The following is a 22,754-nucleotide window of genomic DNA, read 5'->3' as shown; positions in this document are numbered from 1 at the left end:
TCCAGTGCGAAGACGACGGTTTCCGGATTCTTTTTGCGCAGCGGTTTGGGTTATGATGCAGATCATTTTTACTGAACCGAGCTTTCACCATGACCCTGCGCATCCTCGCCACCGGCGGCACTTTCGACAAACACTACAACGAACTGAACGGTACTTTGGGCTTCGCGGACAGCCATGTGCCCGCCCTGCTCGAACGTTGCCGCCTGACGGTGGACGTGGCGCTGGAACAGTTGCCGCTGATGGATTCGCTCGACATGGTCGATGCCGACCGCGAACGCATCCTGGCCTCGTGCCGCGCCGCCACCGAAAAGGCGATCGTCATCATCCACGGCACCGACACCATGCCGCAGACGGCCGCCGTGCTGGGACCAGCCGAGCTGGGCCAGACCATCGTGCTGACCGGCGCGATGATTCCGTATTCGATTGCAAACTCGGATGCGATGTTCAACCTGGGTTTTGCCTGCGCCGTGGCGCAGACCCAGCCGCCAGGCGTGTATGTGGCAATGAACGGCAAGATTTTTGCCTGGGATAATGTGCAGAAAAACAAGGCGGCTGGAGTGTTCCAGCCGCTGTAAAAGCAGAACTTTGGCACCCCGCTGCGCGGGGCGCCTGCACATCAGGCCTTGGCTTCGCCGCCGAGGGCCTCGACCACATCAGCCATCATCTTGGCCAGTTCACCGGTCATCAGCATGAAGTCGCCATCGAAGCGCTCTTCGTCGTTGCGGGTGCTCGATTCCTTCTCGGCCAGCACGTCGAGCGCCTTGACGCTCTTGATTGCCAGCGATTCGGTCAGCACGAACGAGATCTTGCTGTCCCACGTCAGCGCCAGGCGGGTGCACTGCTTGCCCGCTTCGATGTGGCGGCGCACTTCGGCCGGTTCCAGCGTGTGGCGCACGTAGCGCACGGCAGCCTTGCTCTCGCCGGTGGCGCGCAGCTCGGTGTCCATATCGACCGTGAAGCCGGCCGGTGCTTCGTCGGTTTGCAGCCATTCGGTCATCACGCCCACCGGCGAGCGCTGCACGCGCAGGCTTTCCAGCGGCAGTTTATCGACCGCCTTCAGCAGCAGCTTGATCACTTCGTCGGCCTTGGCCGGACTGGCCGCATCGACCACCAGCCAGCCGTTGACCGGGTCGATCCAGGTCCAGACATTGCCACGGATCGAGAAGGCGCGCGGCAACAGCTCGTCGGCCACGCGTTCTTTCAGTTCCTTCATGGCTTTTTTGCCCGGGGCGAAGCCTTGCGCTTCTTCCATCTCGGCGGCGCGGGCCTTGGCAACCTGGTTGATCACGCTCGACGGCAGCAGTTTTTTCTCGGTGCCCAGCACGATCAGCATTTGCTTGTTGACCACGTGGACCAGGCCGCCGTTAGGACGTGGCTTGTCCCAGCCCTGGCGCAGCAGTTCGTTGCTGCTGGCGGGAACAAACGCGTGCGGTTCGAGCGCTGCTTCCAGTTGTTCGGGGGTGTAGGCCCACGGGGCCGGCAGACGATAAATCTGAAGATTCTTGAACCACATGAGTGTTGCCTTGTCCTGAATTGAATGTACCAAAAGAGCGCCATTTTACACGGTGATGGCGGCGCGGAACCGTTTATGAACTGAACAGGTCGCCCTGCACGGGCAGCGGCTTGTGCGTGGCTGCGCCCGGTACTTCGAGGGTGCTGGCGCGCACCCCGAGCAGGCGCAGCTTGCGTTGCAGCGGCACGCGTTTCAGGCATTCGCGCGCAGCCTGCAAGATGGCGGCCGCATCGGCCACCGGCTCGGGCACGGTGACGTTGCGGCTGACGATCTGGAAATCGTCGTAGCGCAGCTTGATGCTGATGGTGCGGCTCACGTAGCCCTTGCGTTTCAGGTCTTCCGCCAGGCGGTCGCACAGCGTGGTAAGGATGCTTGAGAGCGTTTCGCGGTCCTGGCGCGCGTGCAAATCGCGCTCGAACGTGGTTTCGCGGCTCATCGATTTACTCATGGTGCGGTTGGCCACCACGCGCTGGTCGATGCCGTGGGCCGCTTGCGACAGCCAGGATGCGTAATGCGCACCGAAGTAATCCTGTAGCATCCCTTGATCGGCCCGCGCCAGCTGGCCGATGGTCTCGATCCCGAGTGACGCCAGCTTGGCCGTGGCCTTGGGGCCGATGCCGTTCACCTTGCGCACATTGAGCGGCCAGATCCGCTCCGGGATGTCATCGAAGCCCAGGATGGTGATGCCGTTGGGCTTGTTCAGGTCCGAGCAGATTTTCGACAGCAGTTTATTGGGCGTGATGCCGATCGAGCAGGTCAACCCGGTAGCGTCGAACACGGCCTGCTTGATGCGTGCGGCCAGTGCATCGGTCTCGCCTTCCACATCGGTGAGGTCGATGAAAATCTCGTCGATGCCGCGATCCTCGATCTGCGGCGCAATCGCGGCGACGGCCTGCTTGAACAGCCGCGAGTAGTGGCGATAATCCTCGAAGTTGGCCGGCAATAAAATCGCATCGGGCGCCAGCTTGGCCGCCTTCATCATGCCCATGGCGGAACCGACGCCAAACGCCCGCGCTTCATACGTGGCGGTGGTGATCACGCCGCGTCCGACGTAAGTGCGCAGGCGGGCGAACTGGTGGCTGCCATCGGCCAGCAACACCGGCGTGGCGTGGCGCCCGCCGATCACCACCGGCTGACCGCGCAGTTCCGGGTAGCGCAACAACTCCACGGACGCGAAAAACGCATCCATGTCGAGGTGGGCGATCCGTCGTGGAGGTTCAACCATGCCGCTGCAAAGATTACTGTGAATACATACAGTATCTACGGAAATAGCGGCGGCTGCAACCCTATCGTGCCGAGGGTGCCTTCACTGCAACGACGACCAGCACCGCCCCTGCCACCAGGCTGGCCGCCAGCAGGTAGATGCCGCTGGCCGTGCTGCTGGTCGCATCCTTGATCGCCCCGACCAGGTACGGGCTGACAAAACCGGCCAGGTTGCCCAGCGAATTGATCATGGCGATACCGGCCGCCGCTGCCGCGCCGCCGAGCATGGCCGTGGGCAGGCTCCAGAAGATCGGGAACGTGGACAGGATGCCGGCTGTGGCCACGCTCAGGGCGGCCAGCGCGATCACCGTGTTGTCGCTGTACGCGGTGGCGACGATCAGCCCCAGCGCACCAACCACGCCGGCGCAGGCCGCGTGCCAGCGGCGCTCGCCGGTGCGGTCCGAGTGGCGGGCGGCCGCCACCATCACCACCGCCGCAACGAAGTATGGAATCGCAGTGAGCAGGCCGATGTGGAACACGTCCGCCACGCCGCTGTTCTTGATCAGCTGCGGCAGCCAGAAGCTCACGCCATACAAGCCCATCACGAACAGGAAGTACACCAGCGCCAGCAGCCATACCTTGCCGCTTTTGAATACCTGCGCCAGCGGCAGGTGTTGCTGGCCCACGCGGTCCTCGGCGATGGCCGCTTCCAGCACGCGCTTGTCGTCGTCACTCAACCATTTGGCGTCGCGGATGCCGTCGTCGAGGTAGAACAGCGTCCAGATGCCAAGCAGCACCGACGGAATGCCTTCGAGCAGGAACAGCCACTGCCAGCCGGACAAGCCGTGGTTGCCATCGAACGCCTTCATGATCCAGCCCGACAGCGGGCCGCCCACCACGCCGGCAATCGCCACGCCGCTCATGAACAGCGCCACCATGCGCGCGCGGCGGTGCGCCGGGTACCAGTAGGTCAGGTACAGGATGATGCCGGGGAAGAAGCCCGCCTCGGCCGCGCCCAGCAGAAAGCGCAGCACGTAGAAGGTGGTCACGCTGTTGGTGAACATCATCGCCGACGAGATCAGGCCCCAGCTGATCATGATGCGCGCGATCCACAGGCGGGCGCCGGCGCGCGTCATCAGCAAATTCGACGGCACCTCGAAAAGGAAATAGCCGATGAAGAACATGCCGGCGCCGACGCCGTAGACGGTATCGGAAAAGCGCAGGTCGGCCAGCATCTGCAATTTGGCGAAGCCCACGTTGACGCGGTCGAGATAGGCCGCCACGAAGCACAGGAACAGGAACGGCATCAGGCGCCAGCTTACGCGGCGGTACAGCGCGTTGTGGGCATGCGGATTGTCGGACATGATGGGCTTCCCGGTAGTGAATGCGGCGGCGCCCATGATAGGGCCTTCCCCGGCAATTTTCTAAATAATTTATAAAACCCCTTGCGGACATGCGAAACGCCCCTGTAGAATACGGCCTCGTTCAGCAGTTGTGACAAACGCTGATAAGTTTTCTGGGTGCTTAGCTCAGTTGGTAGAGCGGCGCCCTTACAAGGCGTAGGTCGGGAGTTCGAGCCTCTCAGCACCCACCAGGAAAACTGAAAAAACGAGTTAGGAGTGGTAGTTCAGTTGGTTAGAATACCGGCCTGTCACGCCGGGGGTCGCGGGTTCGAGTCCCGTCCACTCCGCCAACATTCCTTAAGGGCCCGTAGCGTTATGCGCTTCGGGCCCTTATTCATTTCCGCATCAGTTTCAGGCAATATGCTGGAACCCGATGAAGACGCTCCCCTATTCCTATCTTTCTTTCCGCCGCCGCGTGGCGCGCGCGGCGCTGGTGCAGTTTATTGCCAGCGTGGTCAACTCGCTTGAAATGGTGCTGCTCGCATTCGCGCCCGTCATGCTGGGCCTGTTCGCGTGCATCGCCCTGCCCGGCCTGCTGGCGCCCACGCTGCCGTGGTTCGAAGCCGTTGGCCTGCTGCTCGCGCAAATACTGCTGGTGGCGGCACCGGTATGGCTGCTGCGCCAGCGCCTGCACCCGTTGGACGTGGCGCGCTGGAGCCGGGCGCTGCCCATCTCGTCGCGCCAGCAGTGGCAGGCGGAAGCGTCGGTTGCCGGCCTGATCGTCGGACCGGTGGCGCTCGCGCACGTGGTGTCGTGCGCGGTGTGGTGGTACCAGTGGCCCGATTGGCTGCGGCCCGTGGCGCCGTTATCCTTGGCGTGCGCGGTGCTGTCGTTGTTGCTGGGGTGGGCGTTGGCGACGGTGCTGTTGATGCGGCGGGCCCGCCCCGCTGCGCCGCGTGCCGCTGCCGTGGTCGTGGCCAGGGTGCCGGCGCATTACGCCGCGCCACCGCGTGCGCGCGTGCCTGCGTTGGCGTACTGGCGCCAGTTGTTCTGGCTGCCGTGCTGGCGCGGCGAGAGCGTGGTCGGCATCCAGCAGACCTGCCTCTTTCTCGGCGCCTTGCTCAGCATGGCACTCTGGCTGTGGCGCCCGCCGTTGGTGGCCTGGATGCCGCCAGCCGTGTGGGGCGCCGGCACCGCCATGCTGTTGATACTGCTGACCGACCGCGGCGACAAGGCCGTGGCGGAACAAATTGCGCGCCTGCGCCCGGTGGTGGCGCAATGGCCGCTGTCGATGGAGCGGCTGTTTACCAGCGCGATCGTGGCGACCTTGTTGCCGGGCGCGGTAGTGATGGCGTGCTTTGCGGCGCTGGTGCTCGCTGCCGGTGCTGACGTGAGCCACACCGTCGCCCTGGTCTGGCTGGCCTGCGCCGGTGTGGCGCAACTGGCCATCGTCGGGCTGCGCACGCTCACTGCGCGCGGCCGGGTGGCGCTGGTCATCGGCGCCATCCTCATCCTCACCGCCATCGGAAGCGAATTATGGAACTGACTGCCGTGCTGACCATCGACCAACTGAATTTCAACCATCCGGGCCGCGCGCTGTTTCGCAACTTCGATCTGCAACTGGGTAACGGCGTGACCTGGCTGCGCGGCGAAAACGGCGCCGGCAAGACCACCTTGTTAAAACTGGCCGGCGGCGCGCTCGATGCGCACGGCGGCAGCATCCGCCTCGACGGCATAGACATCGCGCAGCAACCGCTGGCCTATCGCCTGCAGGCGTTTTACTGCGGCGGCGACCTGCCGCAACTGCCGTGGCTGACCGTGCGCGAACTGCTGGACCTGCACCTGTCACTGTACCCGGCCACCGACGCCACGCTGCTCGATGCGCAGGTGCAGGCACTGCACCTGGGCGGCGCGCTCGAGCAGCCACTGACCACGCTGTCGCTGGGCCAGCACAAGAAGGTGCAACTGGCGCTGGCCCTGGCGCTGCCGGTGCGCCTGTTGCTGATCGACGAACCGTTCAACGGTCTCGATGCCGATGCGATGGCACACCTGCGCCGGCAACTGGCCGATCCCGCACGGCTGGCGCGCCAGTGCATCGTACTCACCAGCCACCTGGAACCGGAACTGCCGCTGGCGCGCACGGTGCAGTTGTAGCACCTGTGGCGCGGTGTACTACATCGCTAAAATATTTCACTCCGGACACTGCCAGAATGACAAACAATGCGGCAAACCAGCGACAATAGTGGCTTGCCTTCAGTTCGCTAGCGGAGTTCGCCCCGATGTTCGGTTTCCTCAAGTCCCCCACCCTGTCGCCCCGGCTGTTGCAGCTCAAGGCATCGACGCTGTTCAACACGCTCACGCCGCTCGAACTGCAATCGATCGACGGCCTGATCCACGAACGCCGCTACCTGGCCGATGAAATCATTTTCGACGAAGGCGAGGAAGGCCAGGCGCTGTACCTGGTGATCTCGGGGCGGGTGCTGATCAGCCGGCTGCATCATGGCGGCCGCGAACTGGTGGCCGAGCTGGAACCGGGCGACTTCTTCGGCGACATGGCATTGCTCGACAACGCCCCGCGCAACGCCCAAACGCGCGCCATCGACAACTGCGAGCTGGCCGTGTTCTTCCGTGGCGACTTCATGGGCCTGATGGAAACCGATGCCGTCATCGGCTACAAGATCGCGCTGTCCCTGGCGCGCCACCTGGGCGGCCGCCTGCGCGAATGGATGGTGGGCGCCTCGCGCACCGAAGTGTTATGAGCGTGCTGGCCACCCATCAGCGCGCCGGTCCGGTCGTCTGGATCGGCATCGTCGTCACCACCTGCACGCTGCTGTTCCTGCTGCAGCAGATGCTGTTCCTGGCGATCCCGTTCCTGCTCGGCATCGTGCTGTACTACATCCTGCTGCCACCCATGCGCAAGCTGCTGCGCATGGGCTTTAGCCACAGCGTGGCCGCGCTGCTGGTGGGGCTGATGTTCGTGCTTGCCGTGGGGCTGGTCGTGTTCCTGATCATGCTGTGGCGTTCGGCGCCGTCGGAATCGTGGCAGCATACCTTGTCCGTGTACCTGGCCGGCGGGCTCGATTTCGTGCGCCACACCACGCAGGCACTGGAGCAGCAGTTCCCGTTTCTCAAGCAGGTCAAGTTCGCGCGCAACATCAACAACCGCCTGACGTCGTTTACCGGCGGCTTCGTGCAGAAGCACCTGACCGACATCCTGGTCTCGGTCGCGGCATGGCTGCCGTCGCTGCTGCTGGCGCCATTCCTGACCTTCTTCTTCCTGCGCGATGGCACGCGTTTCAAGAAGTTCCTCGCGCGCGCGGTGCCAAATGCGTTTTTCGAGCGTACCCTGTTCCTGCTGCACGAGGTGCACCAGACCGCGTACCGCTACTTCCAGGGCCTGCTCAAGCTCACCATTCTCGACACGGCCGTGCTGGCGCTGGGCCTGTGGGCGATCGGGGTCTCGTCGCCGCTGCTGCTGGGCCTTATGGCGGCGGTGCTGGCGTGGGTGCCGTACGTGGGTTCCATCGTCGGCTGCATGCTGGTGGTGATGGTCGCGTCCACCGACGCGCCCAACAACCCGATGGTGGCTTACCTGGCGATCGGCGTGTTCATCTTCGTGCGCCTGCTCGACGACTTCGTGTTCATGCCGCTCACGCTGGGCCGCAGCCTGCACATGCATCCGCTGATCACGGTCCTGATGATCTTCATCGGCGGTTCGGTGGCCGGCATCGCCGGCCTGATGCTGGTGCTGCCGCTGCTGGGCGTGGTCATGGTCATCGGCGAAACCCTGGGCCGCCTGATCACCGACCCACGCCTGCGCGCCCGCCACAGCAACGCCATCCACCTGCGCACGCGGCAGGCCAGCGTGGACCTGGTCAAATAGCGGTCATACCCACAGCCGATACATCCAGAACGATTCGTCCTCGATGAAGCGCTGGGCGAATTCGGCGGGGGCGAAGCCGGTGATGCGCTTGACGGTGCGGCTCATGTGGGCCTGGTCGGCAAAACCCTCTTCCAACGCCAGGCCGGCCCAGTCGAACGGCTGGCCCGCTTCGTGGCGGTCACGCGCGGCAAAGAATAATCCTTCGGTGCGCGTGAGCGCCTGCCACTCGCGCAGCGAACGTCCGCTGAACGACTTGATGCGGCGCTCCACGTGGCGCGGGCTGTGCTGGTTGCGCCAGCCATGCGCGTGCCAGGCCAGGCGTTCCACCCAGTGGCGGCCCACCTGCCGCAGCGAGGGCGCGGCCGATGCGCGCCCCTGCAATGCCTGCCAGCGCGGCGCCAGGTGCTGTTCCAGCACCGCCAGCACGTCCTGGTCGCGACTGGCCAGCAAGGCGTCCAACAACGGCGCGAACCGTGCGTCCAGCACCTGCGTTGCCGGCACGAAGCGGTTCTGGATCGCTGCCATGTCCACATCGAACAGGGCTTGCGCAGCATCGGCCGTAAAGCACGCCATGTAGCCGCGCCCCGGCGTGGGGGTCCAGCTCACCATCGGTGCCGACTGCGTGCCGGATAGTACGACCGGCGCGCCAAACGACTGCCAGCCCTGCGGCGTCACCAGGCCCGCGTCCATGTCGGGAAACCACGAAATCGTCACCAGCGGCGAGGCCGGAAAATGCGTGAGACACTGCGCGCTTTCCAGGCACTGGCTGGCGTGCTGCTGGCCATGCTGATCGCTGCGCAGGTGGCCACCTGGCTGGGTGTTTATTGGCGTCAAGTCGCGGCCGATCAGTGCCACCAGCGCACCGTTCAGCGATGGCGGGGCCAGTCGTAACGATTGCGTCGTCGCCGTATCTGCCACGCGCGGAGCGCGCGCCAGCGGATCGGGACACGCTGCCCGCATCGGTATGTGATGGTTTTCCATGGCTCACAAGTATAGCCATCCCGGCCAGGCTGCGGCATGTCGTTTCGGTTCAAGACGCGGCGTCCCGTGCGGCACACAATCGGCACCATGACTACGCCAACCTCCAGCGCCTGCCCCTTCCACGCCGACCGCGCCGGCGTCCCACCAGCATCGAACCAGCAGCCGGCCTTGCAGCCGCCGGACACATGGCCGCCAGGACCACCGTCGGGCCTCACCGGCTGGGGCCTGTTGCGGCGCATGGCAAAAGACCTGCCCGGGGCACTGACCGGGTGGCGCGCCACCTACGGCAACCTGGTGCACCTGCGCATCTGGCCCGAGCACCAGGTCGTGGTGACCGATCCGCACCTGGTGCGCGAACTGCTGGTCACCCATCACGATAAACTGGTGCGCTGGGAGCGCGGCATCGCGGTCATGTCGCAATTGCACGGTACCAGCGTGCTGACGGCGGAAGGTCCGGCATGGCAAGCCAAGCGGCGCGCCTTGCAGCCGAGCTTTTCCCCCAAGGGCGTACGAGCCTATGTGCCGCTGATTGCCGGCGCCACCCGTGCGGCCCTGGCCCAATGGCCGTCCGACGATGCCAACTGGCCGATCGAACACGCCATCACCTCGCTGGCGATGGATGTCATCATGGGCTTCCTGTTTTCCAGCCCGGCCGATGTCGATGCGCGCCGCACGGAGCAGGCCGTGCATTGCATGAGCGTGGCCGGCAACGCCGAATTCTATTGGCCCGCAAGCTGGCCCGACTGGGCGCCATGGAAACGCGCCAAGCGTGAAGCCAAGCAGGTGCTCAACCAGCTGATCAACCGCCAGATCGATAGCCGGCTGGCACTGGACCGCGCGGCCTGGCCCGACGATGTGCTGAGCAAACTGCTGGCCTTGCACGCGGACGATCCCGCCACCTGGCCGCGCCAGGCCGTGCGCGACGAATGCATGACCGCCTTCCTGGCTGGCCACGAAACCACGGCCGCCACGCTGACCTGGTGGGCCTGGTGCATGGCCTCGCACCCCGCCGCGCAGGAGGCGGCCCGGCGCGAAGTGGACACGGTGCTGCAAGGCCGAACACCCGCTGCCGCCGACCTGCCAGCGCTGGCAGGCGTGGCACGAACGCTGCAGGAGACCCTGCGCTTGTACCCGGCCGCCCCGGTGTTGCTGAGCCGGCGTGCAATCGCACCGATTACGCTCGGCGGCTGGCAACTGCCGGCCGGCACCATGTTCATGGTACCGGTGCAGCTGATGCAGCACGATCCCGCCTGGTTTGCCGATCCGCCCGCCTTCCAACCCGAGCGCTTCGCCGCTGCAACCGATAACGCACCACGCGGCGCCTGGATGCCACTGGGCACCGGCCCACGCGTGTGCCTGGGCCAGCATTTGGCGATGACCGAGATGACGGTGATTGCCGCGATGCTGCTGCAACGCTTCCAGCTGGCCGTCCCCGCCAACATGCCCCTGCCCACGCCCAAGCTCCATATCACCCTGCGTCCCGCCAACGCGCTCCACCTCAGCCTGCATCGCCGTGATGACTCCGGACCATAAAAAAAGCCCGGTCAGTGAACTGAACCGGGCTTTCTGTAATGCGCGGGAAGCTTACGCGGTCATCGCGTGCTTCTCGGCAGATTCTTCCACCACCTCGATATCCGAACGAATCAGGTGATCGAAGGCCGACAGCGCGGCTTTGGCGCCTTCGCCGGTGGCGATGATGATCTGCTTGTACGGCACCGTGGTGACGTCGCCGGCAGCGAACACGCCGGGGATCGAGGTCTGGCCGCGAGCGTCCACTTCGATCTCGCCGTGGCGCGACAAGGCCACCGTGCCTTTGAGCCACTCGGTGTTTGGCACCAGGCCGATCTGCACGAATACGCCTTCCAGCTCGATCTTCTTCGCTTCGCCCGACACGCGGTCGTTGTAGCTCAGGCCGTTGACGATCTTGCCGTCACCGTGCACTTCGGTCGTTTGCGCCGAGACGATCACCGTCACGTTCGGCAGGCTGCGCAGCTTGCGTTGCAGGACCGCGTCGGCGCGCAGTTCTGCGCCGTATTCGATCAGGGTGACGTGCTTGACCAGGCCGGCCAGGTCGATCGCTGCTTCCACGCCCGAGTTGCCGCCGCCGATCACCGCCACGCGCTTGCCCTTGAACAAAGGACCATCGCAGTGCGGACAGTAGGCAACACCCTTGTTGCGGTATTCCTTCTCGCCCGGCACGTTGATCTCCCTCCAGCGGGCGCCGGTGGCCAGGATTACGGTTTTGGCTTTCAGTACCGCGCCGCTGGCGGTTTGTACTTCCACCAGCTTGGCGCCCGGCACCAGTTTGGCGGCGCGCTGGGTGTTCATGATATCGACGTCATACGACTTGACGTGCTGTTCAAGCGCCACGGCAAATTTCGGGCCGTCGGTTTCCTTGATCGAAATGAAGTTTTCAATCGCCATGGTGTCAAGCACCTGGCCGCCGAAACGCTCGGCCAATACGCCGGTGTTGATGCCTTTGCGGGCGGCGTAAATCGCTGCTGCCGCGCCGGCAGGACCGCCGCCGACGATCAGCACGTCAAACACGTCTTTCTTGCTCAGCTCGGCCGCCTGGCGCACGCCGGCATTGGTATCGAGCTTGGCGAGGATTTCCTCGACGTTGGTGCGGCCCTGGCCGAACAGCTGGCCGTTCAGGAACATCATCGGCACGGCCATGATCTGGCGCTCTTCGACTTCTTTCGGGAACACGCCGCCGTCGATGGTGGTGACCTTGATGCGCGGATTGATCACCGCCATGGCGTTGAGTGCCTGCACCACGTCCGGGCAGTTATGGCAGGTCAGCGACATGAAAGTTTCAAATTCGTAATCGCCATCGAGATTGCGAATCTGCTCGATCGTGGCTGCGTCGAACTTGATGGTGTGGCCGCCCACTTGCAGCAGCGCCAGCACCAGCGAGGTGAATTCGTGGCCCATCGGGATGGCGGCAAAGCTCACGCCGATCTCGGTGCCGGTACGGTTGATACGGAAGGACGGCTTGCGTACACCTGCATCGGTGCCTTCGACCAGCGCGATCTTGTCGCTCAACTCGGCAATTTCGAGGAGCAGTTCTTTCATCTCGCGGGCCTTGGCGCTGTCATCGAGAGAGGCGACCAGCTCAAGCGGATACACCACTTTTTCCAGGTAGGATTTCAGTTGGGTTTTGAGGGTTGCGTCTAACATGATTATTTTTCCTTTTACAAATATTTAGGCGTATGCCGGGCCGGACGCCCGGTCCGGCATCGCGGTAACTACTTGTTTGCTGCGGTGTCGCTCAAGGGTTCAGCCTTGATTTAGATCTTGCCGACCAGGTCCAGCGATGGGGTCAGCGTGGCGGCGCCTTCGGTCCACTTGGCTGGGCATACCTGGCCTGGGTGCTCGGCAACGTATTTGGCTGCTTTGACTTTGCGCAGCAGTTCCGATGCGTCGCGGCCGATGCCGTTGTCGTGTACTTCCATGACTTTGATCTGGCCTTCCGGATTGATCACGAAGGTGCCGCGCAGTGCCAGGCCTTCTTCTTCGATCATCACTTCGAAGTTACGCGACAGTTTGCCGGTTGGGTCGCCGATCAGCGGGTAATTCACTTTCTTGATGGCGTCCGAGGTGTCGTGCCATGCCTTGTGAGCGAAGTGGGTGTCGGTCGATACGCCGTACACGTCCACGCCCAGCTTGGCGAATTCAGGTTGTTGTTCGGCCAGATCTTCCAGTTCGGTTGGGCACACGAAGGTGAAGTCGGCTGGGTAGAACATCAGGACGGCCCACTTGCCTTTCAGGGATTCGTCGCTGACTTCGATGAATTTACCGTCAACATAAGCGGTGGCATTGAATGGCTTGATTTGGGTATTGATCAGGGACATAGTCGTTTCCTCGTTGGGTTGTGAATCATTGAGACGCCAGTGTATCGCCTTTTCGGCGATTTGCAAAATTGATTGTTGCAATAGAATCGATTTGTTTTGACTATGACTGGCTGGCTTGGGCGCGCAGCAGGGCGTCGAATTCCGTCGCCGGCATCGGCCTGGCGAACAGGTAGCCCTGGCCATAGTCGCAGCCGGCGTGCGCCAGCAGGTCGCGCTGCTCGGGCGTTTCCACGCCTTCGGCAATGACTTTCAGGCCCAGCTTGTGGGCCATGACGATAATGGCCTCGGACAGCGCCATGTCGCTCGACTCCGGCGCCAGGTTGCGTGTGAAGGACCGGTCGATCTTCAAATAATCGATATCGAACTTTTTCAAATACGACAGCGACGAATAACCGGTGCCGAAGTCATCGAGCGCTACCTGGATGCCGGCGTCGCGCAATTGCAGCAGTTTGTCGCTGACGGTCGTGTTGGCATCGAGCAGCAAGCCTTCGGTGATTTCCACCACCAGCGCCTGCCCGGGCAGGCCCAGCGTGCGCAGGTGGCGCAGCCAGTCGTCATAGCCGACCTCCTCGCGCTGGAATTCCAGCGGCGACTGGTTGATGCTGATCTGGAATGCCTGATCGACCTCGGCGCGCCAGCGCTGCGCCCAGCCGGCCGCCTCGTGAAACACCCATTGGCCGATTTCGAGGATCAGGCCGCTAGCCTCGGCCAGCGGGATGAATTCGCACGGACTGACCATGCCGCGCAGCGGGTGCTGCCAGCGCACCAGCGCCTCGGCCTTGTGGATGCGCCCGGTCGCCAGGTGGACGATGGGCTGGAAGTACAGCGCCAGCTGCTGGCCCTTGACCGCACCGCGCAGGTCGTTGGTCAGGCGCATGCGGTTGAGCGCGGCCACCTGCAACGCCTGGGTAAAGTAGGCGTAGCGGTTGCGGCCGGCGTTCTTGGCCGCGTACATGGCCTGGTCGGCGTGCTTGAGCAGATCGTCGATGTCGAGCGCGTCATCCGGGTACAGCGTGATGCCGATGCTGGCCGACACGAACGCCTGTTCCTGGCCCAGCGCGAACGGCGCGCGCAGGCTGTCAATGATTTGCTGGGCGATGTGCGCCACCCGGTCGGTGCTGTCGAGTTCGGAGAGCATGACCGTGAATTCGTCGCCGCCCAGGCGCGCCACCGTGTCCGACTTGCGCACGCAGGCGCCGATACGGCGCGCAGCGTCCACCAGCAGGATGTCGCCGTGCTGGTGGCCCAGCGTGTCGTTCACTTCCTTGAAATGGTCGAGGTCGATGAACAGGATGGCCAGCCGCGTGCGGTCGCGCTGGGCGCGGATGACGTCGGTCTTCAGGCGGTCGAGCAGCATGCGGCGGTTGGGCAATTGCGTGAGCGGGTCGAAGTTGGCCTGCTGCCAGATCAGCGCCTCGCGCTGCTTGTCGGCCGTGACATCCTCGATCATGCACAGGTGGTGCGGGTGGCCGCCGGCGTCGGCGACGGTATCGATGGCGGTGACCGACATGTCGATCCAGGCCAGCGCGCCGTCGGGCCGGAACACCCGGATGGTCGATTTGAAGGCGGCGATGCGCCCGGCTGTCAGCTGCCCCATCTGCGCTTTGCACTGGGCGATATCGTCGGGATGGGTGAGGTCGAGCCACTTCTGGCTGTGCAACTCGGCGAGCGGCCGGCCCAGGATCTCGAGGTAGCGGGCATTGACATCGCGGTAGGCATAGGTGTTTGAGTCGACCAGCGCCATGCCCAGCGGCGAGGCTTCGAACATGGTGCGGAAGCGTTGCTCGCCCTGGCGGATTGCGGCCCTCGAACGGCGCCGCTCGCGCGCCAGCAAACTGAAATGCACTGCGCCCGCCACGACCACCAGCACCAGCACCGCGCCGAGCACGCGGTACAGCCGCAGTGCCGTCTTGCGGTTGTCCGGATCGTACAGGAAGCCGTCGAACCGGACCCCGGGCGGCAGCATGCCCAGGCTGGCATAAACGTCGGCGATGTGGCGCCAGCGTTCGGGATTCATGTAGCCGATCTCGACCAGCACCGGCTGCACCAGCGCCACCATCTGGCGCGCCTCGTACAGCAGGTGTTCGCGGTCGTTGCGGCGCGAGTACTTGTCGAGGATCAGGTCCACCGTTTCCTCGTGGTGGCTCATCGCCCATTGCCAGCCGCGCAGGCTGGCCGCGCGGAATGCGCGCACCCGGGCCGGATTGGCGGCCAGTTCGCGCTCGCTGGTGAACAGATTGTCGCCGTAGAAATCGATGCCCACCGAACGGGGCGTGTGCAGGTCGTAGGCAAAGCCCGCGCGGTCGAAGGCATCGGGCTCGTTGGTGGTGTACACGCCCATGGCGGCGATCTTGCCGTCGATCAGGTCGCGCGGATCGTAGCTGGGTTCGAGCCGCTCGTAGCTGTCGGCCGGCACGCCCTGCTTGACCAGGTAGGCCAGCAGTTCGTCGGCGTTGCCCATGCCGCTGGCGTGGGTGCCGAGCATCACGCGCTGGCCGCGCAGCCGTTGCAGGTCGGGCGGCTGGCCCGGCACTTGCGGCGTGGCCAGCGCAAACGCGGAATGCTGCAAGATCACGCCCAGCACCACCACCGGCCGCCCCGACAAGCGCGCCAGCAGCAGGCTGCTGCTGCCTACGCCATATTCGGCCTTGCCGGACACCACGTCGCGCTCGGCCTGGCTGCTGTCGGCGGCATCGAGGATGCGCACGTCGAGCCCGGCTTCGCGGTAAAAGCCCTGCTCGAGCGCGGCGTAATAGCCGGCAAACTGGAATTGATGGGTGTGCTTGAGCTGGAGCGTGACGCGCTCCAGCGCCGTTGCCGGCGTGCAGGCCAGCGCCAGCAGTAACAGCGCGGCCAGCCGGTGATAAAAAGAGCTCAACAAGCGCAGCCCGGCCGGCGGTCCCTAGTAGGCAATCTGCACCGGCGCTACAGCGCTGGCATTGGTGCCATTACCGAGTTGACCGTCGGTGTTCAGGCCCCAGGTCCACAGACTCAGGTTGTTGCCGTCGGTTTGCAAGGCAACACTGTGGTTGGCGCCGGCTGCAACCGCCTTCCACGTTCTCAGGTTACCAACCTGCAATGGCATCAGGCTGCTGGCCACGGTCTGGCCCAGTTGTCCCTCGACACCACGGCCCCAGGTCCACAGCGTGCCATCGTTGCGCACGCCAATCGAATGGCTGACGCCGCCCGCGACCTGGGTCCAGCGCGCGCTGGCGTCGCTGACCTGGGTGGGCGACGATTGCAGGCTGGTGCTGTTGTTGCCCACCTGGCCGCTCTCGCCGGCGCCCCAGGCGAACAGCACGCCGTCGTCGTTGCGTATCGCCAGCGAGTGCCGGCTGCCGGCGGCCACCGCCGACCAGTTGGCAGTGCCGACCTGGGTGGGCACGCCCACCTTGGCGCCGGTGGTGCCGTTGCCCAGTTGGCCGTAGGTGTTGTCGCCCCAGGTCCACAAGCTCTGGTCGCTGCGCTTGATGGCAATGGTGTGGGCGTCGCCCGCCGCCACCGCCAGCCAGCTGTCGGTGCCGAGACGCGTGGGCACCAGCAGATCGACAGTCTTGCCATCGCCGAGCTGGCTGGCGTAGTTGTTACCCCACACCCACAGCGATACGACCGGCGTGCCGCCGGTGGTGGCGGTCGCCGTGCTCAGCGCCACCACGTGCGACTTGCCCACTGCCACGTAAGTCCAGTTCTTGGCAGTGCCGACCTGGGTAGGAACGGTGCGCGGCACCTGGTCGCCCTGGCCCAGCTGGCCGAACAGGTTGTTACCCCACGCCCACAGGGTACCGTCGGTGCGGATGGCCACGGCAAAACTGTCGCCCACGGCCACCTGTTTCCAGATGGTGCTGTTGCCGGCCACGGTGACCGGGGTGTTGCGCAGCGTGTTGGTGCCGTCGCCAAGCTGGCCCTGGATGTTCAGTCCCCAGCTATAGAGTCTGCCATCGGTCTTGAGGGCGATGGTCTGGTTGCCGCCAGCCGCTACCTGGGTCCACGGTGCGATCACGGTCACATCGACGGAACCGGACACGGCTGCCACGGTACCGGTCGCCGGCTGGGTGGCGATCACGCTGTCGGTACCGATCGCCCGGCCGCTGACGATGCCGGCGCTGGTCACCTGCACCACGGTGGAGCCGCCGGACTTGGTGGACCAGGTCAGGCCCGTGAGCGCCTTGGTGGTGCCGTCGGTATAGGTGCCGGTGGCGGTGTAGGTCTGGGTGGCGCCGCCCACGATCAGCGTGGTCGAGGGCGCGGTAATGGCGATGCTGCGCAAGGTGACCACGGCTGGCGTGGTGGTGCCGCCGCTGTCACCGCCGCCCCCGCCGCCACCGCAGGCGGACAGCAGCACGGCGAACAGGGCAAATAGCGGCGCCAGCCACAGGGAGCGGGAAGTGAAGTTTTTCATGTTAGTCCTGGGAAAGGTTTGCACCAGTGTAGCCCGTATAAGGGGGGTGGTATCAACCGAGCAGGCTGGTTTTCACAGGGTAATTACGCTGTTGGCGCAATTACGCAACACATAAAAAAAGCAGGCACCGGTGAGGGGGCCTGCTTTCAATTTACTTCGGTTTGGCTAGTTACTTGCGGCCACGTGGCGGCGGTGCTGCGGCCCGGACCGGCTTGCCGCCCTTAGCCGGTGGCGGCGCCGCCTTCTTGACCTTGATGGTGTCGAGAATCGACGCGCGCACCTTGGTTTCCACGGTCTGGCGCGCCGTCAGCGAACCGGTCAGCGCATTGGCGCGCTGGCCCTGCTGTTGCGGAGCATTGCCCGCCACGATGCCGGACTTGGCACCACGCGGGCCCTTGGCGGTACCGGGTATCGGCAGCGCCGATGCCGGGCCACGGCGGCCATCGGTATTCGGCTTGCTGTTGGCTTCGCCTGCCGACCAGGCCGGAATCAGATGCTTCTCGCCATTGCCGATCAGGTCGGCGCGGCCGAGCGCCACCAGCGCTTCGCGCAGGATCGGCCAGTTTTCCGGATCCTGGTAGCGCAGGAAGGCCTTGTGGGTGCGGCGGATCTTGCCGCTGCGGGCCGTTTCCACCACTTCCGAGTCTGCCGTCACCTTGCGCAGCGGATTCTTGCGCGAGTGGTACATGGTGGTAGCCATGGCCATCGGCGTGGGCATGAAGGTCTGCACCTGGTCGAGCTTGAAGTTGTTTTTCTTCAGCCACAGCGCCAGGTTCAGCATGTCGAGATCCGTCGTGCCCGGGTGGGCGGCGATGAAGTACGGGATCAGGTACTGCTTTTTACCGGCTTCGAGCGAGAAGCGCTCGAACATTTCCTTGAACTCGTCGTAGGCGCCGATGCCCGGCTTCATCATCTTCGACAGCGTGTTTTCTTCCGTGTGCTCGGGCGCGATCTTGAGCAGGCCGCCGACGTGATGCGTGACCAGTTCTTTCACGTATTCCGGCGAACGCACGGCGATGTCGTAGCGCAGGCCCGAGCTGATCAGGATTTTTTTGACGCCCGGAATGGCGCGCGCCTTGCGGTACAGCGAGATCAGCTTGCTGTGGTCGGTGCCGAGATTGACGCAGATGGACGGGTACACGCACGACAGGCGACGGCAGGTTTCCTCGATCTTCGGATCCTTGCAGGCCAGCCGGTACATATTGGCGGTAGGACCGCCGAGGTCGGAAATGGTGCCGGTAAAACCCTTGGTCTTGTCGCGGATGTGTTCGATTTCGCGCAGGATCGACGGTTCCGAGCGGCTCTGGATGATGCGGCCCTCGTGCTCGGTGATCGAGCAGAAGGTGCAGCCGCCGAAGCAGCCGCGCATGATGTTGACCGAAAAACGGATCATTTCCCAGGCCGGGATGCGGGCCTTGCCGTAGAACGGGTGCGGCGCGCGCGCGTAGTTCATGTCATAGACGCCATCCATCTCGTCCATGCGCAGCGGCAGCGGCGGCGGATTGATCCACACGTCGCGCTCGCCGTGGGCCTGCACCATGGCGCGGGCGTTGCCGGGGTTCGATTCCAGGTGGAACACGCGCGACGCGTGCGCGTACATCACCGGGTCTTCGCTGACGGTCTCGAACGACGGCAGCCGCACCACGGTCTTGGTGTGCTTTTCCTTTTCCATGGCCAGGCGGTCTTCGCGGCTCATGAAACGGATGGTCTTGACCACGCCGCCGGCGGGCGCTGCGGCGGGAGCCGGGGCTGGCGCGGCTTCCGCCACCGGCTTCGGCTCGACCATCGCTTCGTTCACCTCGGTGCCATCGGCAGCCTTGGGCGCGTTGTCGGTCGCGCATGACGAGGTGTTTTGCTGCACCATCATGTACGGGTCGATCGGCGGATCGATCTTGCCTGGCGTATCCATGCGGGTGCTGTTGTGCACGCCCCATTCGTCGGTCGGCAGCCAGCCGCCCGGTACCAGGAAGGCGGTGCCGCGCAGGTCGCGGATGCCCTTGATGTCTTCGCCGGCGGCCATGCGGTGGGTGAGGTCCACCAGCGCGCGCTCGGCGTTGCCGAAGATGAGCAGGTCGGCCTTGGAGTCGAGCAGTACCGAGCGGCGCACCTTGTCCGACCAGTAATCGTAGTGGGCGATGCGGCGCAGCGATGCCTCGATCGAGCCGATCACGACCGGGATGCCCGGATACGCTTCGCGCGAACGCTGGGCGTACACGGTGACCGCGCGGTCCGGGCGTTTGTTCGGTTCGCCGTTGGCGGTGTAGGCATCGTCGGAGCGGATCTTGCGGTCGGCCGTGTAGCGGTTGACCATCGAGTCCATATTGCCGGCGGTAACGCCAAAGTACAGGCGCGGCTTGCCGAGCGCGCGGAAGGCGTCGGCCGAATGCCAGTCCGGCTGCGAAATAATGCCGACGCGGAAGCCTTGCGCTTCGAGCAGGCGGCCAACCAGGGCCATGCCAAAACTTGGATGGTCGATGTAGGCGTCGCCGGTGATCAGGATGACGTCGCACTCGTCCCAGCCGAGCGCGTCCATCTCCGCGCGGGACATCGGCAGGAAAGGCGCAACGGCAGCGCGGGCAGACCGCTTGGGAACGGTCGCAAATAAATTGGTAGGGGAGATCATATCGGACGGCATTGTACCGGAAATGCCTCTCCCCCGCTCACCGTGCGTGAGAAAAAATCTTTTACTATTCAATCACTTGTAGAGAAACATGCAGCGTTATCTCTACGCAAACAGTGTCAAATACCCATGTTGGACAGGATCCGTCCCAGCTCGCGCAGGGCCGGTTCCAGGGTCGGATGCTGGGCGGCGAACTTCGCCGAGATTTCCTGGGTACGCTCGGCCAGGCCGTACGTGGTGCTTTCTTCGACTTGCGGCACAGCGTTGATGGCGGCCGGCACGGTGGCCACACCGGCAACGGCAGGCGCGGCAGCGGCCATGCCGAGGCCCTGGCGGCGCGCCAGCAGCGACTGGATGTCGCCGTCGAGGCGCAGCAGCAGGCTTTTCAGTTCTTCGTCCACGGGGCCGGCCACGGCCAGCTTGCCTTGCAGGTCTTGCAGCGATGCTTTGAGATGACTGTCCATGTCTTGATCCTTGTTATTCAATCGGCAAACCTAGTGGCTTGATACAGCTCTTCCACCTGGGTTCTTGCCCACGGCGTGCGGCGCAGGAACTTCAGGCTGGACTTGATGCTGGGATCGCTGATAAAGCAGTTGATGTCGATCTTGCGACCCAGTTGGTCCCAACCATAATGTTCCTGCAAGCGCGTGACCATCGCTTCGAGCGTGACGCCGTGTAAATCGTTACTCATAATTATTCCAAAAAAGCTTGGGGCTGGGGACGATTCTGACATAAATCGCGCCCAGCCCCGGTACGTTCGATAACGTTGATTACTTCTCGGTCAGACCACGGCGTTCCAGCAGCGGCTCCACCTTCGGATCATGGCCACGGAATTCGCGGAACATCTGCATCGCATCCATGGTGCCGCCCTTGGACAACAGCATCTTGCGGAAGTAGTCGCCATTCTTGCGCAGCATGCCGCCGTTTTCGTTGAACCACAAGACTGTTTCGGCATCGAGGCGCTCGGCCCACAGGTAGCCGTAGTAGCCGGCCGAGTAGCCGCCCGAGAACACGTGCGAGAAGTACGTGGTGCGGTAGCGCGGTGGCACCGGCGCGTAATCGACGCCGGCGGCTTTCAGCGCAGCGGCCTCGAAGCCCAGCACGTCCGTCGGGATTTGCGCCACGCCCAGCTGGTGCCATTTCTGGTCCAGCATGGCGGCGCCCAGGTACTCGGTGGTGCGGAAGCCTTCGTTGAATTTCTTCGAGGCGATCACTTTATCGAGCAATTCCTGCGGCATCGCCGCGCCGGTCTGGTAGTGCCTGGCGTAGTTGGCCAGCACCTTCGGCTCGGTGGCCCACATCTCGTTGACCTGCGACGGGAATTCGACGAAGTCGCGCGGCACGCTGGTGCCCGAGAAGCGCGGGTACTTGACGTTCGAGAACATGCCGTGCAGCGCGTGGCCGAACTCGTGGAACAGCGTGCGCAGTTCGTCGTAGGTCAGCAGGGTCGGTTCGCCGTCGGCCGGTTTCGGCACGTTCAGGTGATTGGCCACCACCGGATGGGTGCCCATCAGCGACGATTGCGAGACGTACGCATTCATCCAGGCGCCACCGCGCTTGTTGCCGCGCGCATAAAAGTCGGCGATGAAGATGGCCAGCTGCTTGCCGTCGGCATCGAACACGTCGAAGGTGCGCACGTCCGGGTTGTACACCGGCAGGTCCTTGCGTTCCTTGAAGGTCAGACCATAGACCTGGTTGGCGGCAAAGAACACGCCGTTGACCAGCACACTGTTCAGTTCAAAATATGGCTTGAGCTGGTTCTGGTCGAAATTGAAGCGCTCGGCGCGGACCTTGTCGCTGTAGAACGACCAGTCGTGGGCGGCCAGCTGGAAGCCGCCGTTTTCCTTGTCAATCACTTGCTGGATTTCGGCGCCTTCTTTTTTCGCATTGGCGACGGCCGGGCGGGCAAACGCGGACAGCAGTTCGTTGACGGCTTCCGGCGTGCGCGCGGTCTGGTCTTCCAGCGAGTACGCGGCAAAGCTGGCGTAGCCGAGCAATGCCGCTTTTTCGGCGCGCAGCTTGGCCAGTTCCAGCACCACGGCGGTGTTGTCGAACTTGCCGCCATGGCTGCCGCGTGCCAGCGATGCGGCCATCAGGCGCTCGCGCACGCTGCGGTTGGTCAGCACGGCCAGGTTGGCCTGGCCGGTGGTGTTGACGACCGGAATGGCGAACTTGCCTTCCAGGCCGCGCGCGGCAGCAACCTTGGCGGCGGCGTCGATGGCCTTGTCGGTCATGCCGGCCAGCTCTTCACGGGTGTCGACGATCAGGGCCGAGGCATTGGCTTCTTCCAGCACGTTTTGCGCGAACGTGGTTTGCAGCTTGGCCAGTTGCGAGTTCATGGCCTTGAGTTTGTCCTTGTCGGTAGCGGACAGCTTGGCGCCGGCGCGCACGAAGTCGGTGTGGTAGCGCTCGAGCAGATATTTCGACTCGGCGTCCAGTTTCAGGGTGTCGCGCTTGTCGTACAGCGACTTGATGCGGGCGTACAGTTTGGGATTGAGGCGGATGGCGTCGCCGTGCGCGGAGCGCTTGGGCGAGAGGTCGCGTTCCAGCGCCTTGAAGGTATCGTTGGTGTTGGCGCCGGACAGGTTGCCGAACACGCTGGACACGCGGGCCAGCAGGCGGCCCGATTTTTCCATCGCCACGATGGTGTTGTCGAACGTGGCCGGGGCCTTGTTATTGGCGATTTTCTCGATCTCGGCCGCTTGCTGGCGCATGCCTTCGGCAAACGCCGGAGCGTAGTCCTCGTCCTTGATCTTGTCGAATTGCGGATAGCCGTATTGCAACGGGCTGACCTTGGCGAACGGATTGCTCGCCGCAAGCATCGACGCCGGTTCCGCAGTGGCGGCATGGGCAACGCTGCAGATGGCAGCGATGCTGGCGGCGATGATCAGGTTGGTACGAATCATGTTGTCCCTTCGATAGAGTGGAATACCGCCCCCGTTTTCCGGGGACGGGCTA

Annotated in this window: 18 protein-coding genes and 2 tRNA genes; 8 read left to right on the top strand and 12 right to left on the bottom strand. The window is 64.1% G+C overall.

Going from position 1 to position 22,754, the window contains the following annotated elements; all coding sequences use genetic code 11:
• Positions 1-89 precede the first annotated feature (89 nt).
• Entirely contained in the window at positions 90-575 is a 486-nt protein-coding gene (locus tag ASF04_RS14960; protein ID WP_056143092.1) for an asparaginase domain-containing protein, read from the top strand.
• A gap of 41 nt (positions 576-616) precedes the next feature.
• On the opposite strand, the gene ASF04_RS14955 is transcribed toward ASF04_RS14960, so the two are convergent.
• From ASF04_RS14955 to ASF04_RS14945, 3 genes are all read right to left on the bottom strand, one after another.
• The gene (locus tag ASF04_RS14955; RefSeq protein ID WP_019924555.1) at positions 617-1,513 is read right to left on the bottom strand and encodes a recombination-associated protein RdgC; all 897 of its coding nucleotides are present in this window, start codon (positions 1,511-1,513) and stop codon (positions 617-619) included.
• A gap of 73 nt (positions 1,514-1,586) precedes the next feature.
• Positions 1,587-2,738, bottom strand: coding sequence for a DNA polymerase IV (gene dinB / locus ASF04_RS14950; protein ID WP_056143089.1), 1,152 nt, complete (start codon positions 2,736-2,738; stop codon positions 1,587-1,589).
• A gap of 61 nt (positions 2,739-2,799) precedes the next feature.
• On the bottom strand, positions 2,800-4,080 hold the full coding sequence (locus ASF04_RS14945) for an MFS transporter (protein ID WP_164474771.1): 1,281 nt from the start codon (positions 4,078-4,080) through the stop codon (positions 2,800-2,802).
• Between the two features lie 154 nt (positions 4,081-4,234).
• Here ASF04_RS14945 and ASF04_RS14940 point away from each other — a divergent pair.
• The 6 genes from ASF04_RS14940 to ASF04_RS14915 all read left to right on the top strand — a co-directional run bounded on the left by ASF04_RS14940 (position 4,235) and on the right by ASF04_RS14915 (position 7,942).
• Positions 4,235-4,310: transfer RNA gene (locus tag ASF04_RS14940), tRNA-Val, on the top strand.
• Positions 4,311-4,332: 22 nt separating this feature from the next.
• A tRNA-Asp gene (locus ASF04_RS14935) sits at positions 4,333-4,409 on the top strand.
• 83 nt (positions 4,410-4,492) lie between these two features.
• On the top strand, positions 4,493-5,605 hold the full coding sequence (locus tag ASF04_RS14930) for a hypothetical protein (RefSeq protein ID WP_056143081.1): 1,113 nt from the start codon (positions 4,493-4,495) through the stop codon (positions 5,603-5,605).
• Positions 5,596-6,213, top strand: coding sequence for an ATP-binding cassette domain-containing protein (locus ASF04_RS14925; protein ID WP_056143078.1), 618 nt, complete (start codon positions 5,596-5,598; stop codon positions 6,211-6,213). The genes ASF04_RS14930 and ASF04_RS14925 overlap by 10 nt, the downstream gene beginning before the upstream one ends.
• A 125-nt stretch (positions 6,214-6,338) precedes the next feature.
• Entirely contained in the window at positions 6,339-6,818 is a 480-nt protein-coding gene (locus ASF04_RS14920) for a cyclic nucleotide-binding domain-containing protein (protein WP_056143075.1), read from the top strand.
• The gene (locus tag ASF04_RS14915; RefSeq protein ID WP_056143073.1) at positions 6,815-7,942 is read left to right on the top strand and encodes an AI-2E family transporter; all 1,128 of its coding nucleotides are present in this window, start codon (positions 6,815-6,817) and stop codon (positions 7,940-7,942) included. The genes ASF04_RS14920 and ASF04_RS14915 overlap by 4 nt, the downstream gene beginning before the upstream one ends.
• 3 nt (positions 7,943-7,945) lie before the next feature.
• On the opposite strand, the gene ASF04_RS14910 is transcribed toward ASF04_RS14915, so the two are convergent.
• The gene (locus ASF04_RS14910) at positions 7,946-8,923 is read right to left on the bottom strand and encodes a hypothetical protein (RefSeq protein WP_056143070.1); all 978 of its coding nucleotides are present in this window, start codon (positions 8,921-8,923) and stop codon (positions 7,946-7,948) included.
• An 87-nt stretch (positions 8,924-9,010) separates the two neighbouring features.
• Between ASF04_RS14910 and ASF04_RS14905 the strand changes: the two genes are divergently transcribed.
• Complete coding sequence (locus ASF04_RS14905) at positions 9,011-10,456, top strand: cytochrome P450 (protein ID WP_056143067.1); 1,446 nt, start codon at positions 9,011-9,013, stop codon at positions 10,454-10,456.
• Between the two features lie 51 nt (positions 10,457-10,507).
• On the opposite strand, the gene ahpF is transcribed toward ASF04_RS14905, so the two are convergent.
• From ahpF to ASF04_RS14865, 8 genes are all read right to left on the bottom strand, one after another.
• Positions 10,508-12,103: an alkyl hydroperoxide reductase subunit F gene (ahpF, locus tag ASF04_RS14900; protein ID WP_056143065.1), complete on the bottom strand. Its 1,596-nt coding sequence runs from the start codon at positions 12,101-12,103 to the stop codon at positions 10,508-10,510.
• Between the two features lie 110 nt (positions 12,104-12,213).
• Positions 12,214-12,777 carry an alkyl hydroperoxide reductase subunit C gene (gene ahpC, locus ASF04_RS14895; RefSeq protein WP_019924563.1) on the bottom strand — a complete coding sequence of 188 codons (564 nt, stop codon included), beginning with the start codon at positions 12,775-12,777 and terminating at the stop codon, positions 12,214-12,216.
• Between the two features lie 100 nt (positions 12,778-12,877).
• Entirely contained in the window at positions 12,878-15,655 is a 2,778-nt protein-coding gene (locus tag ASF04_RS14890) for an EAL domain-containing protein (protein ID WP_229205060.1), read from the bottom strand.
• A gap of 24 nt (positions 15,656-15,679) precedes the next feature.
• Entirely contained in the window at positions 15,680-17,176 is a 1,497-nt protein-coding gene (locus ASF04_RS14885) for a hypothetical protein (protein ID WP_056143060.1), read from the bottom strand.
• Positions 17,177-17,345: 169 nt separating this feature from the next.
• The gene (locus ASF04_RS14880) at positions 17,346-19,724 is read right to left on the bottom strand and encodes a YgiQ family radical SAM protein (protein ID WP_056143057.1); all 2,379 of its coding nucleotides are present in this window, start codon (positions 19,722-19,724) and stop codon (positions 17,346-17,348) included.
• 191 nt (positions 19,725-19,915) lie between these two features.
• Positions 19,916-20,260: a DUF4404 family protein gene (locus ASF04_RS14875; protein ID WP_056143055.1), complete on the bottom strand. Its 345-nt coding sequence runs from the start codon at positions 20,258-20,260 to the stop codon at positions 19,916-19,918.
• Positions 20,261-20,277: 17 nt separating this feature from the next.
• A complete protein-coding gene (locus tag ASF04_RS14870) occupies positions 20,278-20,487 on the bottom strand; it encodes a VF530 family DNA-binding protein (protein ID WP_056143052.1) in 210 nt (69 codons plus the stop codon).
• A 79-nt stretch (positions 20,488-20,566) separates the two neighbouring features.
• On the bottom strand, positions 20,567-22,702 hold the full coding sequence (locus tag ASF04_RS14865; RefSeq protein ID WP_056143049.1) for a M3 family metallopeptidase: 2,136 nt from the start codon (positions 22,700-22,702) through the stop codon (positions 20,567-20,569).
• Between the last annotated feature and the right edge of the window lie 52 nt (positions 22,703-22,754).

Source organism: Duganella sp. Leaf61 (genome assembly GCF_001421905.1).
Classification (GTDB): Bacteria; Pseudomonadota; Gammaproteobacteria; order Burkholderiales; family Burkholderiaceae_D; genus Rugamonas; species Rugamonas zoogloeoides.
This window is presented reverse-complemented; position numbering and strand designations above follow the sequence as displayed.

Excerpts from the sequence above, each read along its gene's own strand:
- ASF04_RS14960 (WP_056143092.1), top strand. The coding sequence starts at position 90 with ATGACCCTGCGCATCCTCGCCACCGGCGGCACTTTCGACAAACACTAC.
- ASF04_RS14955 (WP_019924555.1), bottom strand. The coding sequence starts at position 1,513 with ATGTGGTTCAAGAATCTTCAGATTTATCGTCTGCCGGCCCCGTGGGCC.
- dinB (WP_056143089.1), bottom strand. The coding sequence starts at position 2,738 with ATGGTTGAACCTCCACGACGGATCGCCCACCTCGACATGGATGCGTTT.
- ASF04_RS14945 (WP_164474771.1), bottom strand. The coding sequence starts at position 4,080 with ATGTCCGACAATCCGCATGCCCACAACGCGCTGTACCGCCGCGTAAGC.
- ASF04_RS14930 (WP_056143081.1), top strand. The coding sequence starts at position 4,493 with ATGAAGACGCTCCCCTATTCCTATCTTTCTTTCCGCCGCCGCGTGGCG.
- ASF04_RS14925 (WP_056143078.1), top strand. The coding sequence starts at position 5,596 with ATGGAACTGACTGCCGTGCTGACCATCGACCAACTGAATTTCAACCAT.
- ASF04_RS14920 (WP_056143075.1), top strand. The coding sequence starts at position 6,339 with ATGTTCGGTTTCCTCAAGTCCCCCACCCTGTCGCCCCGGCTGTTGCAG.
- ASF04_RS14915 (WP_056143073.1), top strand. The coding sequence starts at position 6,815 with ATGAGCGTGCTGGCCACCCATCAGCGCGCCGGTCCGGTCGTCTGGATC.
- ASF04_RS14910 (WP_056143070.1), bottom strand. The coding sequence starts at position 8,923 with ATGGAAAACCATCACATACCGATGCGGGCAGCGTGTCCCGATCCGCTG.
- ASF04_RS14905 (WP_056143067.1), top strand. The coding sequence starts at position 9,011 with ATGACTACGCCAACCTCCAGCGCCTGCCCCTTCCACGCCGACCGCGCC.
- ahpF (WP_056143065.1), bottom strand. The coding sequence starts at position 12,103 with ATGTTAGACGCAACCCTCAAAACCCAACTGAAATCCTACCTGGAAAAA.
- ahpC (WP_019924563.1), bottom strand. The coding sequence starts at position 12,777 with ATGTCCCTGATCAATACCCAAATCAAGCCATTCAATGCCACCGCTTAT.
- ASF04_RS14885 (WP_056143060.1), bottom strand. The coding sequence starts at position 17,176 with ATGAAAAACTTCACTTCCCGCTCCCTGTGGCTGGCGCCGCTATTTGCC.
- ASF04_RS14880 (WP_056143057.1), bottom strand. The coding sequence starts at position 19,724 with ATGTCCCGCGCGGAGATGGACGCGCTCGGCTGGGACGAGTGCGACGTC.
- ASF04_RS14875 (WP_056143055.1), bottom strand. The coding sequence starts at position 20,260 with ATGGACAGTCATCTCAAAGCATCGCTGCAAGACCTGCAAGGCAAGCTG.
- ASF04_RS14870 (WP_056143052.1), bottom strand. The coding sequence starts at position 20,487 with ATGAGTAACGATTTACACGGCGTCACGCTCGAAGCGATGGTCACGCGC.
- ASF04_RS14865 (WP_056143049.1), bottom strand. The coding sequence starts at position 22,702 with ATGATTCGTACCAACCTGATCATCGCCGCCAGCATCGCTGCCATCTGC.